Origin of the sequence: Brevibacillus centrosporus (assembly GCF_003710815.1) — a bacterium.
Classification (GTDB): domain Bacteria; phylum Bacillota; class Bacilli; order Brevibacillales; family Brevibacillaceae; genus Brevibacillus; species Brevibacillus centrosporus.
Map to the genome: position 1 here is coordinate 122,064 of NZ_RHHP01000003.1, position 16,821 is coordinate 138,884.

The window sequence follows — 16,821 nt, forward strand, 5'->3', positions numbered from 1 at the left end:
CCTGATTCTAGCTGTCCGAACCTACGCTTATTCCAAGATGTGACCTTCCGTTTCGGGTATGAACAGGATGATCAGAAGTGTAATCACCATGAACACCTGAATGAAGGATACAGTCGTGTTGAAAGCCCATCCCCAGCCAATAACCATCCCGATCATGGATGGCGCCAAGGTATTCGCCCAGCGCTGCGCTCCAGCACCGAAGCTGTAGCCCGGGACTCGTCCACTCGTCGGATAGATTTCACCAAACCATGTATTCCAGACTCCCCACGCTCCCAAGCTGAAAAAGGCGAGAGCGAAGTTGTAGATATAAAGCTGAACCATATCACTTGCATAGGCGAAGCCAAAGCCGCTTGCTACGGCCAGCGCAACGAAAGCTACCATGACCTTTTTCCGGCCGTATTTGGATGTCAGCCACGCTGCTACCATGTAGCTTGGGATCTGGAAGAGCGTCGACAAAGCGAGGAACGTCAAGCTCTGTGACATCGACAAGCCCTTTTGCGCCAGCAGCGTTGGAATCCATGTATAAAGCCCCCAATACCCGAACGCAAAGGCAAAGTTAACGACGGTCTGATAAGCGGTCAGCTTGCGAAAGCGTTTGGAGAAAATCGTAAAGTAGTTCCCTTTTTCAATCGGCTCCACCCACAGCTGCTCGTGCTCACCCACAACCATTTTGCCTTGGCTGAGGTAGCGGATCGCTTCTTTGGCTTCCGCTTGTCTTCCTTTGCTAGCAAGCCAGTAAGGGGATTCCGGAATCTTGCGCAGCATAAACGCCCACAAGCCTACCAAAGAACTCAGGATGATGACGCCACGCCAGCCCCACAGCAGTCCGTCTCCTTGCATAAATAAGGCAGTCACTCCCAGAGCCAGCAGCATTCCGAGCGGCCAGCCTGCCGATAGATAGACGACGCCCTTTCCCCTCTGCTTGACTGGGAGCATTTCTTCAAAATAGGGATAGCCGGAGATCATGACTCCCCCAAGTGCGATCCCTGCCACGAGCCGAACGGTATACAGCATCAGAAAGCTGGTGGAGAATGGTGTCAGTAAAGAAATGACACTAAAGCTGATCAAACTGTACATGAGTGTCTTTCTTCGCCCGACCCTGTCCGCTACGATCGCCCAGATATACGTTCCCGGGATCATTCCCAGATAGATAGACCCGATCAATGAGCCTTCCTGCAGCGGCGTCAACTGGAAGTCTGCGGCGATGGAGCTGCTCAGAAAGATAATCAGCATCATCTCCCACGCTTCAATCACGGAAACGATAAACAAGACAAACCCTACAAATAAGTGCATCTTCGTAAACGGCATTCGCTCGAACAATTCGCCTACTTTTACCAGGTGCTTCTTTTCCTTGGAGACTTCCATACGCTTCGCTCCCTTTTTTTGTGACTGCTTGTTGTCAACCCAAACACACGTAACCGGTCGACTGGCTATGGAAATAGACGAAAAGCTTTTTGTTCATGTTCGGGCGGTGATTGATACCCGACCTTTTTGCTATGGCTCCAGCTCATGTTCTTTTTGATATTCACTAAAAATTCCGCATATTTCACAGAAGCCAAGCTCACATCAATGACTGGCACCCCAAGCTCATCCTGCAGCTGTCGATAAAAGCCAAGCTCTGCCGTACAGCCCAAAACGATAATATCTGCCCCGTCACGCTCGATAGCTTCCCTAGCTGCCGCCCGTATCCGATTCATGGTCTGCTGGTGATCCTGTTGAAAGTCAAGGACCCCCATTTCCAGTGGCTTGATCGAGGCGAGCTTATGCGAAAAACCGTATTTATGCACGTTCTCCTTGATCTCGGGAATCCACTTTTGCCTCCCGACGATGATCGACACACACTCCCCTAGGGTAGTAGCGATGTGAAGAGACGCTTCGGCAGGTGCGACGATAGACATCTTGCTAGATATTTCGCGGCAGGCTCGCAGGGCTGGATCGTAAAAGCACCCGATGATTGCCGCGTCATATCCAGCTGCCTCTGCTTGTTTGACTATGCGAACAATGTCTGGCATCACCATGACTTCATAGCAGTTGTACTCCAGATGCAAAGGGCCTGGCTTGTTACCAATGGATACAACATCTACTGTCGTAATCGAATCTACAATCTGATTGAACTCGGAAGCGAACAGCCCTATATCCTCATCGCTGCATATAGGATCGATATACAAGATCCTCGTTCCCATCGATTGTGTCCTCCTCAGGTTTCATTGTCTGTTTTTTGGTTGCAGACATGTGCGGGAGAATCCCCACAGCATGTCTGCCTACACCAGCGTGCAGCTGAACTTATTGACGAAACTGTGCTCTCTCACTGGTTTCCCCGCGTAGCTCATACGTCACTGAGTCGACCAAGACTCCGTACTTCTGCTCCGCCTGCTCTACCGTCACATACCCATTCTTCGCATCCTGTGCCACCTGCTCAGCGGGGCGGTTGAAAGGATGACCATAGCCCCCGCCCGTTCCGGTGACCAGCTTCACGACATCGCCTTTATTCAGCGGATAGCGTGCATAGATCCCAAACGGTCCATCGATTTCCCCATTGGCTTTCTCCACATAAAACTCGTTGGGAGAGCCCGAATCCCCGCCATTGAATCCCCACGGCAAAAACTTGTTGCGTCCAAAAGTCACTGTCACCGCTTGCTGATCCGTCATGGCCCGATAGGAGCGCACCACACCTGATCCACCGATGAACTCACCTGCTCCCGCCCCGTCGCAACGCAGGCTGTACTCATCGACCATGACACCGTACCGTGCCTCCGCAATCTCTACGGGCATATTGTAGGTCTCCCCATCCCCGATGCAGAACTGTCCACGGACGCCATCCTGACCCTCCCCTGCTCCCCATCCGCCGACAGAAGGCTCGACGATCAGGAAAGGCTCGTCCGTTACATGATGCTTACCGGACAAAGTGACCGCGCAAACGGAAAGGAAATGGCCTGCTGTCAATCGCTTCGGCAGGATCGGTGCCAGAGCTTTCCATACGAGATCTCCCCCGGCCGATCCACTTTCCCAATACACAGAGACAGGAGCCGGTCGCTCAGCGGAGAAGATCGTACCCGGATCGGCAATAATTTCCAACGGCCGGAATACCCCATCGTTAATGTCGTGAGAAGGATTGGTGATCGCCAAGTAAATCGTGCGCACATCGGATACCAGTGTCGTGTAGGAGCAGTTTACTGGTCCCAGCACTTGCGGATGGCTTCCTCTGAAGTCGCAAATGAACTGATCGTCGGTGATCGTGACTTTCACCTGAATGCGAAACGGTCCATTGCCCATTCCATCCGAGTCGATGTAGTCTACCGCTTCGTAAACCCCATTTTGCAAAGAGACCAGCTCCTTGCGCGCGAGCTGTTCGCCATGATCGAGCAAATTCTCGATGGAAGCGGTAACCACGTCTTTTCCGTGTTTCTCACACAGCTCCTGGAATCGTCTTTCCCCCGTGCGCAGAGCCGCTACCTGTGCCCACATATCGCCCAGCGAAAGATCGGGAAAACGCACATTGGCTTGAATGATGTCCACCAAAGCTTGGTTGACGACTCCTTTATCAAACAGCTTGACGCAAGGGAATTGCAGACCTTCCTGGAAAATGTCCGTCGAGTCGTTCGTAAAGGACCCCGGATCTTTTCCACCTACTTCGGTCCAGTGTGCTTTGTTCGCAGAAAAGGCTACGATTTCGCCTTCGTAGTAAATCGGCATGACCAGACCTACGTCAGACAGATGAGAGCCTCCACCACTGTACGGATCGTTGATGATGATGATGTCGCCAGGAGACAGATTCTTGCCCTCTGCAAACTTCTTCACGGTATCCCGCACCATAAAGCTCAGATTGCCGATAAAGCCTGCTACCCCGTGCCCTTGTGTCAGCAGCTGACCCTGTGCATCCGTCAATCCGCACGCGTAGTCCAAAACTTCATAGATGATCGGGCTCATGGATGTGCGACCCAAGGTGTAAAACATCTCATCCCCGATGGCGATCAAGGAGTCTTTGACGATCTCCAGGCTAAACGGGTCTACTTTATTTACGCGCATCTAGTTCACCCCCGTGAGAATAATCAGGTTGCCGTACTCATCTACCGTAAGCGACTGCCCCGGGTGCATGACCGTTGACGAGGAACGCTCCTCCACGATCGCAGGTCCCTCGAAGCTGGCACCGGGCGACAGCTTATGACGGTCGTAGACGTCGGTGGTGACCCAGCCTTTGCCTTCGAAATAGACGGGACGTGATTCAATGATGGCTTCGGACACCAAAATATCGGTTTTCTCCAGCTTTTTGAGAGTAGGCTTCTGCACTTTGCCAAAAGCCGTTACGTGGAGAGATACGATTTCCGTCTCGGTCTGTTCGAGGCGAAACGTGTACGTTTTTTCGTGGAGTTGATGGAATCTTTCCACAATCTCGGCGAAAGTTTCTGCCTGCCACTCGCCATTTGGCACCTGAACTTTGACCGTATGCTCCTGCCCCACATAGCGCATGTCGGCAAAGCGAGTGTAGATCACCGCTTCCCGATTGAGCCCGTCTGCTTCGTACTGCTGCCACGCTTCCTGTTCAAGCGCTGCCCATGCTTGGTTGATTTCCGTGATGTCCAACTGCCCCAGACGCTTGATATATGTCTGAATATAGTCGCGTCGCAGATCGGTCATCAGCATGCCCCATGCCGAGAAAACAGATGATGCCGTCGGTACCACTACCTTTTTCACGCCCAGCTCTTTTGCCAGAATCGGGGCGTGCATCGGTCCTCCGCCACCGAATGCCACGAGGGTAAAGTCACGCGGGTCGTAGCCTTTGCGGACAGAGACGAGCTTCAGTGCATTGAGCATATTGGAGTCTGCGATTCGGATCATCCCGAGAGCCGCTTCCTCTACCGACATGTCAAAATGGCTGGCAACCGTCTCGTGAATCGCTTGCTTCACCTTTTCCAGATCAACGTTGTAGCCGAAGTTCCTCGCTGCCAACCGACCTGCTACGAGATTCGCGTCGGTCGTAGTCGGCTTCGTCCCCCCCAAGCCGTAAGCAACAGGCCCAGGGAGCGCTCCCGCAGACTCAGGTCCCACTTTCAGCGAGCCCGCATCATCGATCCAGGCGATAGATCCGCCGCCGTTTCCGATTTCCACGATATCGACTACAGGCACCTTGATCGGATAGCCAGCACTTCGCTCCGAGCGCTCGATGTAGTAGTCCGTAGATACCTTCACTCCTCCTTTGTCGATAAGCGAGCACTTCGCTGTGGTGCCACCGATATCAAAAGCGATCAGGTTTGTCTCCCCGATCAGCTCGCCGAGTACCGCAGCCCCGTACACACCGGCTACCGGACCGGACTCTACCATGTTGATCGGAGTTTCCTTTGCCTGGGCAAACGTGGTCGTGCCCCCGTTTGACTGCATGATGTAGTTGTAGCTGTCTACCCCATTTTCTTTGAGCTTTCCTTGCAGCTTGTTGATATAAGAAGCTGCTGTCGGCTTCACGTAAGAGTTCAGTACCGTAGTATTGGTGCGCTCGTACTCTCGCCATTCCTTCGTGACTTCATGGGATGCAGTCACGTGGACTTCCGGCCAAAGCTCTTTGATCAAAGCAACAGTCAGCTGCTCGTGAACCGGATTCACATAAGCGTGCAAATAAGCGATTGCAACCGCCTTTACTTCTTCCTGTTGAAAGTAGGAGACGATGCTTTTGACCTGTTCGCGATCCAGTGGACGAATGATTTCACCCTGGTAATTCAGACGCTCCTCCACTTCCAGCCGCAAATAGCGGGGAACGAACGGCTCAGGCTTGTGGTACCGCACGTTGAAAAGATCCGGGCGATTCCCACGGGCGATCTCGAGCACATCTCGGAAGCCCTTTGTGGTGATCAGACCCGTCTTGATTCCTTTACGCTCCGTCAGCGCATTGATGATGACGGTAGAGCCGTGAATGAACGTGTGGATCGCTTCTTTTTCGATGCCGCTTACCTCAATCACATCCATGACCCCTTGTTCAAAGTTCGGCGGTGTCGTAGGGCTTTTCGCGACGCCGATGTCCCCGTGCTCGTCCACGTAGACCAAATCGGTAAATGTGCCGCCAATATCTGTTGCCACTCTCATGGAGATCCCCCTCTTTTGCAAAAGCGTGTAATGGCTGTCTATCAAAAAATGACTGGCGTGAGTACGCAGAGCAGCTGTGTTTCTTCCTGAAGCGGGTTTTCGTACTCGTGCTCGATATGCGATGGGAAGTGAATGGAATCTCCTTCTCGCACGAAGTACTCCTCTCCCGCAATCTCAAATAGGACAGCCCCTTTGAGGACAAAGTAAAATTCCTCCCCGGGGTGGCTGAAGGTCTGTTCTTTTTTCTGATTCGGGGCCAACTTGACGATCATGGGCTCCAGCGAGCGTTTGGGGAATTCTCCCCCCAGTCGAATAAAAGAGGTAGCAGAGCTCTCCACGCGAAATGGCTTCTGTTCCTCTGTCTTCACATGGTAGTTGGCGTGCACCTGTTCTTCAAAAAAGAACGTCATGGTGACACCAAACGCATCCGCAATCTTTTTTAGCGAAGTAATCGCGACAGACGAAGCGCCACGCTCGATCTGTGATAAAAAGCTGACAGACAGATTCGTTTTTTCGCTTAAATCCTTCAAGGTCAGCCCTTGTTCGATCCGTAAATCCTTAATCTTTTTGTGAATATCATCCATGCTTCTTCACCTGCTCATCATCTATTACGGAATTGTAGTATTTGAATGACAATTCCATATATTCTTCATTTATTACGATATTACTATAACGAATTACTGTTTTACAATAATTTTTTCTTTTATTACTTCATTTATTTACACATATACGAGAATGAATACATTCATAGCGGAAAGAAGACCTCACGGCTCAAATCGACTTGTTCGTCGATATGCTGCTCAAGCGTGCAGAGGAGAACAAGAAAAAAAACTGCAGAAAAGCCAGTCTAACATGTACATGTTTGGACTGGCTTTTAGTATGATCCGAGGACAAGACGCGTCAGTCCTGCCTGGCTATGATTTTCCCGGACTGGCAAAAGCGGAGAACACACCCAAAGAAATATAAATCCAGCCTGTGATCCGATTTTGCAGCCTGGCCCCCACCTTGCTCCCCTTCATCCGCTTACGAATATGCGCGGCAAGAAGAGCATAGCTGCCATCGCTGAGAAAGGCCAAGACAAGAAAGAGAATCCCCAGCCCGATAAACTGTGCAGGGACGGAGCCTGCTGCAGGTGAGATAAACTGCGGAAAGAATGCGAGAAAAAACAATGCCGTCTTCGGGTTCATGATTTCTACTAGCGCCGACTGGTAGAGAATCTTCTTCAGATTGACAGCGGGTGCTTCTTCCTCTGTTTCAGCTGCCTCAGCTTCATTTCGATTGAACAAAGTCTTGCATCCTAAATAGATCAGGTAAGCTGCCCCTACATATTTCACGATGGTAAATGCAGTCGCCGATGTCATGAGAATCGCTGAAACTCCCAGCGCCCCTGCCACCACGTGAACGGCTCCACCAAGCGATACTCCCAGCACGGATATGACTCCCGCTCTTTTTCCCTGGTTGATACTTCTCGCCATAATGTAGAATACAGCTGGTCCCGGTATGATTAACATAGCTAGCGCCGCAACTACAAACAGCCAAATCGTTGTCCACTCCACCAAGCATGCCTCCTTTTCTAGAAATACCTTAAAAGAAGATTGCTCTCACCAAAAGGGGCAGTTTTCAATGGATGCTACAGGTCAGTGTGCTTGTATCTCGCGACGATATCTGACTAAAGCAAAAGCTGACAATCTTCAATACCTTATAGAAGCTGCTGCTTCGCTTGGTAAAGGAGAGTGGGTCAAACAGTGGGAAAAGGCAAGAAAAAAATCATAGTTGGGATTGCTTTCAACTCGAAAAAGCTAAAGTACAACCGCAAAAAGAGATTCTCAAAGCGTTGGATCAAGAGTCGCATGAAGATCTTTATGAAGTATACGAGAAGGAGCCTGCAAAGGCAGACCAGTCAAGGCTTTGATGCTCTCATAGAGTACGAAGACCGTTCCCGAAAACACATCAAGAAGCAGCTGCGAAAATACAAAAAGCTCCCGAGAAATATCAAGTTCATCCCGAAAAGCATGTATCAGAGAAGCATCAAGAAGCGTCTGAAAGGCTATCGTTATTTATACCTCGTCCGCCTGGATTCGGATGACCTGTACCGCAGAAGCTACATCCAGCAGCTCAGGAATCATCGCAGAAGAAAAGGCGTCAAAGCAATCATTAACCAGAATGGCTATATGTACGACTCGAAAAAGAAGCGAATTGCCCCGATGTATGCGAAGTCCCCTGCCTTTTATACGCTGATCTATAAAGCCAAAAGCTATCGCCGCGGCAAACGGTATAAGCTTCGCGGAGGGCATCCGGCTGTCATTCGCCTGCGTCATGACAAGCTGCGCCTGCGAAACTATGTGCATATCATCCACTCAGGCAATACGACTAGCAAATTTCGCTCAAAGCGCAACAAGATAATCGATAAACGTCGTGTGGTCAAAGATCGCCGCAGAGTCAGGAGAATCCTTTCCTCTTTCATGTAAAAGAAGCTGCCTAGTGAACTAGGCGGCTTTTTCTCACTCCAGCTCGGATTGACTTTGCGAGATTCGGATTTCGACACGTGTCCCTACATTCGGCTTGCTCACGATTTCCAGCTTGCCACCCATATTCTGAAGCCGCCTTTCTATATTGCGGAGCCCGACGCCCTTGCGCTTCATTTGCTGGGTCTTTGCACCAGCCGAAAATCCAGGTCCGTTGTCTTCTACCTGAATCACTGTCTCGTTGTTTTCAGCGTAGACAGCAAGCTTTACTTTCCCACCCGACAGCCTGGTCATCACGCCATGACGGATGGCATTCTCCACGATCGGCTGTATCGTCATTGGGGGGATATTGCCTAGCAGATCGTCCTCCACTTTATAGATCATATCCAATCGTTCTCCAAACCGTATCTGCTCAATGCGAAGATAGGCCTCTACCAGCTCCAGCTCTCGTTGAATGGGGATCAACTTTTCTTGCTGCTCGAAATCAAAGTTATGCCGCAGATACGTACTAAAATCAAGCAGCAAATCTTGCGCCTTTTTCATATCGTCATGGCTGACTGTCAGTATGGCCGTTAAAGCATTGAACAAGAAATGAGGCTTGATTTGGGAACGTAAAAACGCCATCTCTGCTTCGATCGAGTCACTGACAGAGCGTTTCATCTGTAAAAGCGTCTTCACCCTAGCTCGCAGCTCCAACGCCTCGACGGGCTTGGTGATATAGTCGTTTGCTCCTGCGGCAAAGCCTGCCAGCAGATCTTCCTTTTGGCCGCGCGCTGTCACCATCAGGACAGGCAGCTCAGAAGCTGAGTACTTTTCCCGCAGCCTCTGACAGACTTCGTACCCTGACATTTTCGGCAGCATCACATCGAGAATAACCAGGTCCCAATGGCGCTGCTTCTCCAATGCCTCCAGCGCCTCATGCCCGTCAGAAACGGCTACAATCTGGTACGGCTCTGTCGCGAGCAGCCTCATCATCACGTATTGATTGGTCGATTCATCATCCACCAGCAAAATGGTGGCTTCCTTTTTCTCTTTGGCTGATGCCTGCATAAATGGCAAAAGGGCAGGAAAGGGATTCTCGGAAGCAGCAGCTGCCAAACGTGCAACGGAATGCATCATGGCTGGCTCGATGTTACTTGGGTGGATGGTATCTCCACTCCTGCTTGCTGCAGGCATGGTAAAGGAAAAGCTGGTGCCTTGACCGACTGCAGAGGTGACAGAGATCTCGCCTCCGTGCCGTTCCACGAGCATTTTGCATATGTAAAGACCGAGTCCTGCTCCCTCCTGACTCGTTCTACGATCTCCCTGCTCAAATCTATCAAAGATTTTTTCCTGTCGATCCTCCGCGATTCCGATTCCCGTATCGGTAATCCGAATCTCCACCATGTTTCCTATTTGCTCCGCTTCGACTGTGATGGTTCCAGCCGGTGTAAACTTAATGGCATTGTACAGCAAGTTAAAGATAATTTGCTGGAATCGCTGCTCGTCCGCTTCTATCCAGTGCAGCTGCTTCGGCACTCGATTCACGAGTCGTACCGATTTTTCATCCGTCAAATAACGCATGACATCTAGCGCAACAGCCGTCACGTCGTGCACATCCAGGCTAGACAGCCTCAGCTCCATTCCCGCCTGCAGATGGGAAATATCCAGAAGATCGTCCAGCAGATAGGTGAGACGTCGTCCGATCCCCACGGCAAGCTCCAGCTCCGCCCTTTGCCGGCCAGTCAGCTCACCAGCCCCTCCATCCACAACGGCTTGCAAAATGCTTAACGTAGCGTGCAGGGGGGTACGCAGCTCATGCGATGTATTGGCAAGAAACTGGTCCTTCGTCTTGTCCAGAACCAGCAGTCGTTCGGTCAATTGCTCTGCTTTTTGCAAAGCTGTAAAGTACCCGCGCGTGCTTAGCATCGCCAGCGATAGTGCGAATACGATAATCTCCAGCGGAATCCAGCCGTCATCCTGCGTCCAGCCAAGTGCCCGCAGGTTTTCAAAGACTCCGTAGAAGAGCAGACTCAACGTGCTGATAACCACCCATAGCACACTGGATGGATTGTGCCACACTCTGCGAAGCATGAGGAGGAAATGATACAGAACCGTCATCCAGCAGAAGAAAATATAGACGCTTTGCAGAAAGGTAAATTGCTTGGCTTCCAGCAGCAGGACTGTGATCGCAGAGAGACTGATGAGCGCCAGCAGCACTCTGCTGATCGTATCCTTCGCTTTGGGTAGCACGATCTGTTTCATGAACAGGGAGTAGGTAAAAGCAAGTGCCAGCATGGAAAGAAACTGGATGCGTGTCGCCCAATCATAGGACAAGTCAAACCAGTCCAGAGCCACGCGCTCACGGCCGCTAACAAGATACAAAGCCGCAAAAAGATTCGACAAGGAGAAGTAAATGAACTCCCGGAATCGACGATTGTACGCATACAAAAGCAGGAAATACAGACTAAATAAAATAAGGACGCTTCCTGCCGTCGTATCAAAATATTCGGAACTGCGCTTACTCGCCAAGGTTTCTTGTATAGGACCAAATGTGATGGTACCAAATACGCGCCACCTGCTGCAAAGTCAAAATTGGCTATCTGCAGGACGATATCGACCTGGTTTCCCGTCACGTTTGCAAAAGACAAATAAGGGACGTTTTTTGCGATCACTTCTTCTGGATGAGACGATGGCTGGCCCTGCTGCCCTACGACCTGCCCGTTGATAAGCAGCAGATGGGAGGAGCCTATATTGGAAACCCGAATTCCCCAGATGCTCTGTTTCGCTTCTGGCAGCAGTACCTTAAGATGATACGCGTTGGATACTGCCATTCCCGGTGAAGTCCCAGCTGCTTGCGTCCAGAACACCTTGCTTGGCAAAAGGCATCACAGCCGGTTGGTACCAAAAGCCCCATGCTAGCCGAATCCCCATGAGCAGGAAAAAAAGAGTAAAGATCATTAGCAGTTTACCTTTATTGGCCATTCTTTCCCCCTCTTTCCTGATGGTACACTCCATACTTTGCCAGATAAGAGGTTGATGTTGTCAAGGACAAATAGAAAAGACCTCGCCAAAGCGAGGCTTTCAGCCTTAACCCAAGAGGGTCATTTCTCTATGATGAATATCCAGCACTTCCATTCTCACCGTTCCGCCAAGATGCTGGGAGACGAGTTCTGACAGCTCTTTTTGCGCCGTATGAAACTCATCGCTTCTGGATTCATCTATCAATTCCATACAAAGGAACGCATTTCTTGTATTTTCTGTCAGCATCGTTCTCTCGGCTTCTCGCCAATTCCAGCATCTACAGATGGCGCCTGCATCATCCTTGTAGACGATCTCTCCCTCGTACGGTGAAGCATTCTCATCGCTTCCCAATGGAATAAACGGTTCGCTGCCATTTGCCTGGGTAAGCCGAATATCGCCTACAAAAGTATCCAGATCTTCGCCACCACACGGAAGCCCATAACGCAGCGAAATGGAATTATAGATGTCCACCAGCGGATTTATCGTACCAATGTGATTGCCATTTTTCACCCTTTTTAATAAAGCTTCAATGGAGCATCTTGCGCCTTTCTTTGTCTTGAATTTCTGATAAGCTTCCCGCCAAACGGATATAACTGGATTGCTGCTGAACTCTTCCATTTGGAGAAATTGATCGGCATCTGTCTCTGCCTCCCTCAGCAGCTTCTCGTAGAGTTCTACATCTCTAATAGAATTATCCATTCCTCGGCTAATCACCACACCGATTTTGGCATGCGGAAACAGCGACCAAAACTCATCTTCCACGATAAATCTAGACATGAGATCCCTCTTTCCTTTTCCCGTTTTGAAAAAAGAGCTACTGCTAGATTGCAAATAGACAATAGCAGTCTTAGCGCGAGCAAGAAAAAGCTCTCACCCTATGTATGAGAGCTTTTTCATATTATTCTCCAGATTCCTGTCCTTGCAGCAAACGTTCTGCCTCCCGATCTCTACGCTCAAGCTCGCCGCTCCTCGTCCAGTCCAAAAAACGCTCGTCAAGCAGCTCTGCGAGAATGGCACGCTTCTGGCTCTCGGCCAAATGCAAGCGAAGAACGCGCTGCCGCATTTCTCCGAGAAACCGCGTGTAGTCGCCATACTCAGGGCCTACCCATTTCTCTATCTGCGTACGCAGCTTTTTCGCAAGTCCAGGGTTATTGCCTCCCGTTGAGATGGCGATCTGCATGTCGCCTCGCTCCACCACTGCCGGCACAGTGAAGGTGCACAGGTCGGGCCGATCTACGATGTTGATCCACTGTTGAGGCTGACATGCCTGGTAGACCGCTAGATTAACGTCTGGCTGGTTCGTAGCCGCTATGATCAGCACCGCTTTCTCTGTGTCCGATGGTTCAAAGAAACGGCGCTCCCAAGCTATTTCACCTTGCTGTGACCACGTGTCGATCTGATCCGTACACGAAGGGGCGACGACGTACACATCCGCGTCCGCGTCGAGCAGACCGCGGATTTTCCGCTCTGCTACCAGCCCGCCGCCTACGACCAGACAACGCTTCTTTTGCAGATTGACCATCACCGGGTAATAGCGCACCAGGCATCGCGCCCCTTTCGATTTAGCCTATAAAATGTTCATTCGTTTCTGCTTGTGCTGCCTCAAACCAGTTGATCTTGTCCCGCAATTGTACCACGTTTCCTACCAAGATAATCGCCGGGTTGGTGAACTCACGGTGTCCAGCCAAGCGCTCCTCGATGTCAGCAAGTATACCTGTCAGCGTCACCTGCTGGGGAAGGGTCCCCCACGAGATGATCGCGACAGGCGTCTGTGGATCTCGCCCATGCTTGATCAGCTGTGTGCGGATCAGCGGCAGGTTGGCGACACCCATGTAAAAGGCGACCGTATCGATGCCGGTAGCAAGCGCACGCCATTTCTCTGTCGCCAGCTCCGGTTTGTCTTCGCGCAAATGTCCCGTGACGACAGCAAACGACGATCCGTGCTCGCGATGCGTCACGGGAATCCCGGCATAGGCAGGGGCTGCTATGCCAGCAGTTACACCTGGAACGATCTCAAAAGGAATGCCACGCTCTGCCAAATGCTCCGCTTCCTCACCTACACGCCCAAACACGCAGGGGTCTCCCCCTTTGAGCCGCACGACCACGTTTCCTTCCAGAGCCTTTTCCGCCAGCAGCTCGTTAATCCGCTCCTGCTGCAGCGTATGGTTATCTGGCAGCTTGCCGCAGTAAATGCGCTCTGCTGCAGCTGGCGCGTGCTCCAGCAGCGCAGGATTCGCCAGACGGTCGTATACGACTACATCCGCCTGCTGCAAGCTCTCCAGCCCTTTTAGGGTAATCAGCTTGGGATCTCCCGGGCCTGCTCCAACTAAATAAACTTTGCCCGTGCTGCTCATCGGTCACTTACCCCTGCAGAGGCAAAGGTCGCCATTTCACTCACCATCCGAGCAGCCGCTTCGACAATCGGGAAAGCGAGCGCAGCTCCGCTGCCTTCACCCAAGCGCAGGTTCAGGTCTAGCAGAGGCTCCTTGCCTAAAGTCTTCAGTACAAAGGCGTGCCCTGGCTCCTGCGAGCGGTGTCCGCCGATCAAATAATCCGCTGCTTCCGGCTGCAGACGGACAGCCAGGAGTGCCGCTACGGTAGCGATAAATCCATCCAGCAGGATCGGGACGCGACGGGAAGCCGCTCCGAGGATTGCACCTGCCATCGCCCCGATTTCCATCCCGCCTACCTTTGCCAGCACATCGATTGGATCATCGACATCTGGTCGATGCAGCGCGAGCGCTTTTCTCACCACTGCTTTTTTTCGCTGCCAGCCCTCATCCGTCAGACCGGTTCCGCGTCCCACGATCTCATCCGGGTCTGCGCCCGTCAAAGCAGACAGGATCGCACTGCTCGCGGTCGTATTGCCGATGCCTACTTCCCCGACGATTAGAACTTTCGCTCCCTCTTCCACGATCTCGAGGGCCGTGTCCATACCGATCTGGATGGCGCTCTCCGCCTCCTCGCGAGTCATAGCGGCTTCCCGCAGGATATTTCCCGACGCAGCCTTGATGCGCTTTTTGGTGATGCCAGGTGCATCGACCTCCACCGCTACCCCTACGTCTACGAATTTCTGCAAGGCACCGATCTGACGCGCAAACACGTTGATCCCTGCTCCACCCCTCGTCAGGTTCAGCAGCATTTGGGCGGTTACTTCCTGCGGATAAGCGGACACGCCTTCAGTCGCAACACCGTGATCTGCAGCAAAGACGATGACTCCTGGTGGGGTCACGGCCGGGAACGCCATACCTGTCATTGCAGCCAGCTGGACTGCCAGCGTTTCCAAACGTCCCAGGCTGCCAAGCGGCTTGGTCAATTGATCGATATGCTGTCTGGCTTGTGCTGCCGCTTCTTCATTTATTGGCTCAATCGCGATAAGCTGTTTTCTTGTATTTGTCATCCTGCATGCACCGTTGCCAAAAGATTGTAAAAGTCTACACATCTCTTGTTTGCTTCCTGCTTCTTTGTGTCTGCTTTTGCTTAAGGCTACTCGCATTCGTGTGACACTCCACAGGCGTAAATTCGGATACAACGAATCCTACCTACTAGCCATAACGCTTTCCAGTTAACTTGCTAGTTTGGCTAGATTGAGAGCAGCGTTTACATCTCTATCAATCGTTAGCCCACAATCACACCTGAAAGTTCGGTCAGATAGCTTCAGATCACGCTTGATATGACCACAACTCGAGCAAAGCTTGGATGAAGGATACCACTTGTCTGCTTCAATAAACGAGATACCGTAGCGTTGACACTTATACTGCATCTGTCGTTTGAATTCATGCAGTTTCTGTTGGGCTATTGCCTTGGACAAGTATCGGTTCTTCATCATCTCTTTGAGGTTCAGCGCTTCCATCACTACCGCACTAGGCTTGGTTTTCGCAATAGCTGCAGTAGCTTGATGGATGTGATTGTTTCGGATATTCGTTAGTCGCCGATGAAGTAAACGGATGCGCTTTTCTACTTTCACAATGTTGCCTGTTTTGGCGTAACGGCTACCCTCCTTGTTCATCTCATATTTCCGAGATACTCTGCATTGCAACCTACGCAGACGTTTCTCGGTCTTTCTTATCGCCTTTGTTTTGTTGATATTTCGGAACATCATACCATTAGAGCAGACAGCAAGTTTCTTGATGCCCATATCTACGCCTATCACACCACTGGACCGTTTCGACTCTTCATTCCCACGCTCAACTCCGACAGACAGATACCAATACTTCCCATCAAAAGAGACTCTTGGGTTGGTGTAATTCTTATTCTCTGGAAGGTGTTCGAAAGTTTTGACCCATCCGACCTTTTCGATCAGTACAGACTTCCCTTTGACCTTCAGCTTTTCCGTGTCGTTGTAAAAGGACGGTTTTGAGCGTTTACGGCTTTTGAATCTCGGGCGGTCTGCACGCTTATTAAAGAACCTCTTGTATGCATCGCATGCATCTTTTACAGCTTGCTTGGTCACATTGTTGGATACTTCATAAAGCCATGAATACTCGGATGTTTTTTTGAGCTGAGTCAGTTCCTTGCGTAGTCTACCGTCTGGTATGAATTTGCCACCACTGCGGTAATTTTCTTCTTGCCTGTCCAATGTCCAGTTGTAAGCCCAACGTGCAGTGCCAGTTGATTTCCATAGCTGCTTTTCTTGCTCAGGCGTTGGCTTCAGCCTGAATTTATATGCTAGGATCATCAGTCACCAACTCCTTTAACAGCTTTCGAGCTTGATTTGCACGTTCTCCTGGTAACCTACAACTGAACTCGGTAATGATCTGTACCAAATCCTCGACGAGTTCCTGTTCTTCGGTTTTTACGCCATGTTCAATGATCTCGATTTGGGTTTCAAATCGTTTGAACAGATTGTCAAAAGCTCATATCCAAATCGAACAAGTCTGTCTTTATCCAAAATGACTACACGTTCCACTTTCCCTTGGATGACCAGATCAATCAGATTTTTGAGCCCACGTTTTTCGTAGTTGTTACCACTACCTTTATGCCATCAAACGAATAACCTTTGGCGATCATAAATGTCTCACGTTCTTAATCTGACGTTCCAACTCATCTTTTTGCTTATTGCTAGACACTCTGCAATAACCGATTGCAATACGATTGTGATCATGTACAGGCTTGCACAGACAAGAGTAAAGCTGATCTTCTGTGTAGTAACGGTAACCATTTTCATTGACAAGAGCAGGAATTAATTTTCCCTGTTTGCCCCATTCCCGTAACGTTTTTGGGGTTAAGCCAACCAATTTAGCGAATTTACCGATAGAGTACATGGTTTTTATCACCCAAA

The 16,821-nt window shown here is 50.7% G+C and carries 14 protein-coding genes and 1 pseudogene; 1 reads left to right on the plus strand and 14 read right to left on the minus strand.

The genetic code is table 11. The features are described 5' to 3' along the window. Positions 1-27: 27 nt before the first annotated feature. From EDM55_RS05055 to EDM55_RS05080, 6 genes are all read right to left on the minus strand, one after another. Positions 28-1,365: an MFS transporter gene (locus tag EDM55_RS05055; RefSeq protein ID WP_092266216.1), complete on the minus strand. Its 1,338-nt coding sequence runs from the start codon at positions 1,363-1,365 to the stop codon at positions 28-30. Positions 1,366-1,430: 65 nt separating this feature from the next. Continuing rightward, positions 1,431-2,183: an aspartate/glutamate racemase family protein gene (locus EDM55_RS05060; RefSeq protein ID WP_092266217.1), complete on the minus strand. Its 753-nt coding sequence runs from the start codon at positions 2,181-2,183 to the stop codon at positions 1,431-1,433. Between the two features lie 100 nt (positions 2,184-2,283). Beyond that, positions 2,284-4,026, minus strand: coding sequence for a hydantoinase B/oxoprolinase family protein (locus tag EDM55_RS05065; RefSeq protein WP_092266218.1), 1,743 nt, complete (start codon positions 4,024-4,026; stop codon positions 2,284-2,286). Continuing rightward, positions 4,027-6,072 (minus strand): hydantoinase/oxoprolinase family protein, encoded by a 2,046-nt coding sequence (locus tag EDM55_RS05070; RefSeq protein WP_122959762.1) that lies wholly within the window; start codon positions 6,070-6,072, stop codon positions 4,027-4,029. 41 nt (positions 6,073-6,113) lie between these two features. Further along, complete coding sequence (locus EDM55_RS05075; protein ID WP_092266220.1) at positions 6,114-6,656, minus strand: helix-turn-helix domain-containing protein; 543 nt, start codon at positions 6,654-6,656, stop codon at positions 6,114-6,116. Positions 6,657-6,986: 330 nt separating this feature from the next. After that, positions 6,987-7,628, minus strand: a complete 642-nt coding sequence (locus EDM55_RS05080) for a LysE family translocator (protein WP_092266221.1) — start codon at positions 7,626-7,628, stop codon at positions 6,987-6,989. Between the two features lie 189 nt (positions 7,629-7,817). Between EDM55_RS05080 and EDM55_RS05085 the strand changes: the two genes are divergently transcribed. Further along, entirely contained in the window at positions 7,818-8,540 is a 723-nt protein-coding gene (locus EDM55_RS05085; protein ID WP_259676069.1) for a glycosyltransferase, read from the plus strand. A gap of 33 nt (positions 8,541-8,573) precedes the next feature. On the opposite strand, the gene EDM55_RS05090 is transcribed toward EDM55_RS05085, so the two are convergent. The 8 genes and pseudogenes from EDM55_RS05090 to EDM55_RS05125 all read right to left on the minus strand — a co-directional run bounded on the left by EDM55_RS05090 (position 8,574) and on the right by EDM55_RS05125 (position 16,804). After that, positions 8,574-11,048, minus strand: a complete 2,475-nt coding sequence (locus EDM55_RS05090; RefSeq protein WP_122959764.1) for a hybrid sensor histidine kinase/response regulator — start codon at positions 11,046-11,048, stop codon at positions 8,574-8,576. Positions 11,049-11,321: 273 nt separating this feature from the next. Then, complete coding sequence (locus tag EDM55_RS05095; protein WP_092266225.1) at positions 11,322-11,501, minus strand: hypothetical protein; 180 nt, start codon at positions 11,499-11,501, stop codon at positions 11,322-11,324. A 105-nt stretch (positions 11,502-11,606) separates the two neighbouring features. Continuing rightward, positions 11,607-12,317 carry a B3/B4 domain-containing protein gene (locus EDM55_RS05100; protein WP_092266226.1) on the minus strand — a complete coding sequence of 237 codons (711 nt, stop codon included), beginning with the start codon at positions 12,315-12,317 and terminating at the stop codon, positions 11,607-11,609. Between the two features lie 121 nt (positions 12,318-12,438). After that, a complete protein-coding gene (locus EDM55_RS05105) occupies positions 12,439-13,080 on the minus strand; it encodes a precorrin-2 dehydrogenase/sirohydrochlorin ferrochelatase family protein (protein WP_122959765.1) in 642 nt (213 codons plus the stop codon). 22 nt (positions 13,081-13,102) lie between these two features. Next, entirely contained in the window at positions 13,103-13,894 is a 792-nt protein-coding gene (cobA, locus tag EDM55_RS05110) for a uroporphyrinogen-III C-methyltransferase (protein WP_122959766.1), read from the minus strand. Further along, positions 13,891-14,940 (minus strand): nicotinate-nucleotide--dimethylbenzimidazole phosphoribosyltransferase, encoded by a 1,050-nt coding sequence (gene cobT, locus EDM55_RS05115; protein ID WP_092266523.1) that lies wholly within the window; start codon positions 14,938-14,940, stop codon positions 13,891-13,893. The genes cobA and cobT overlap by 4 nt, the downstream gene beginning before the upstream one ends. A gap of 165 nt (positions 14,941-15,105) precedes the next feature. After that, a complete protein-coding gene (locus EDM55_RS05120) occupies positions 15,106-16,218 on the minus strand; it encodes an RNA-guided endonuclease InsQ/TnpB family protein (protein ID WP_122959767.1) in 1,113 nt (370 codons plus the stop codon). Continuing rightward, positions 16,202-16,804 (minus strand): annotated as a pseudogene (locus EDM55_RS05125) (IS607 family transposase). Before EDM55_RS05125 ends, EDM55_RS05120 begins: the two are co-directional and overlap by 17 nt. Between the last annotated feature and the right edge of the window lie 17 nt (positions 16,805-16,821).

Excerpts from the sequence above, each read along its gene's own strand:
- EDM55_RS05055 (WP_092266216.1), bottom strand. The coding sequence starts at position 1,365 with ATGGAAGTCTCCAAGGAAAAGAAGCACCTGGTAAAAGTAGGCGAATTG.
- EDM55_RS05060 (WP_092266217.1), bottom strand. The coding sequence starts at position 2,183 with ATGGGAACGAGGATCTTGTATATCGATCCTATATGCAGCGATGAGGAT.
- EDM55_RS05065 (WP_092266218.1), bottom strand. The coding sequence starts at position 4,026 with ATGCGCGTAAATAAAGTAGACCCGTTTAGCCTGGAGATCGTCAAAGAC.
- EDM55_RS05070 (WP_122959762.1), bottom strand. The coding sequence starts at position 6,072 with ATGAGAGTGGCAACAGATATTGGCGGCACATTTACCGATTTGGTCTAC.
- EDM55_RS05075 (WP_092266220.1), bottom strand. The coding sequence starts at position 6,656 with ATGGATGATATTCACAAAAAGATTAAGGATTTACGGATCGAACAAGGG.
- EDM55_RS05095 (WP_092266225.1), bottom strand. The coding sequence starts at position 11,501 with ATGGCCAATAAAGGTAAACTGCTAATGATCTTTACTCTTTTTTTCCTG.
- EDM55_RS05100 (WP_092266226.1), bottom strand. The coding sequence starts at position 12,317 with ATGTCTAGATTTATCGTGGAAGATGAGTTTTGGTCGCTGTTTCCGCAT.
- cobA (WP_122959766.1), bottom strand. The coding sequence starts at position 13,894 with ATGAGCAGCACGGGCAAAGTTTATTTAGTTGGAGCAGGCCCGGGAGAT.
- cobT (WP_092266523.1), bottom strand. The coding sequence starts at position 14,940 with ATGACAAATACAAGAAAACAGCTTATCGCGATTGAGCCAATAAATGAA.
- EDM55_RS05120 (WP_122959767.1), bottom strand. The coding sequence starts at position 16,218 with ATGATCCTAGCATATAAATTCAGGCTGAAGCCAACGCCTGAGCAAGAA.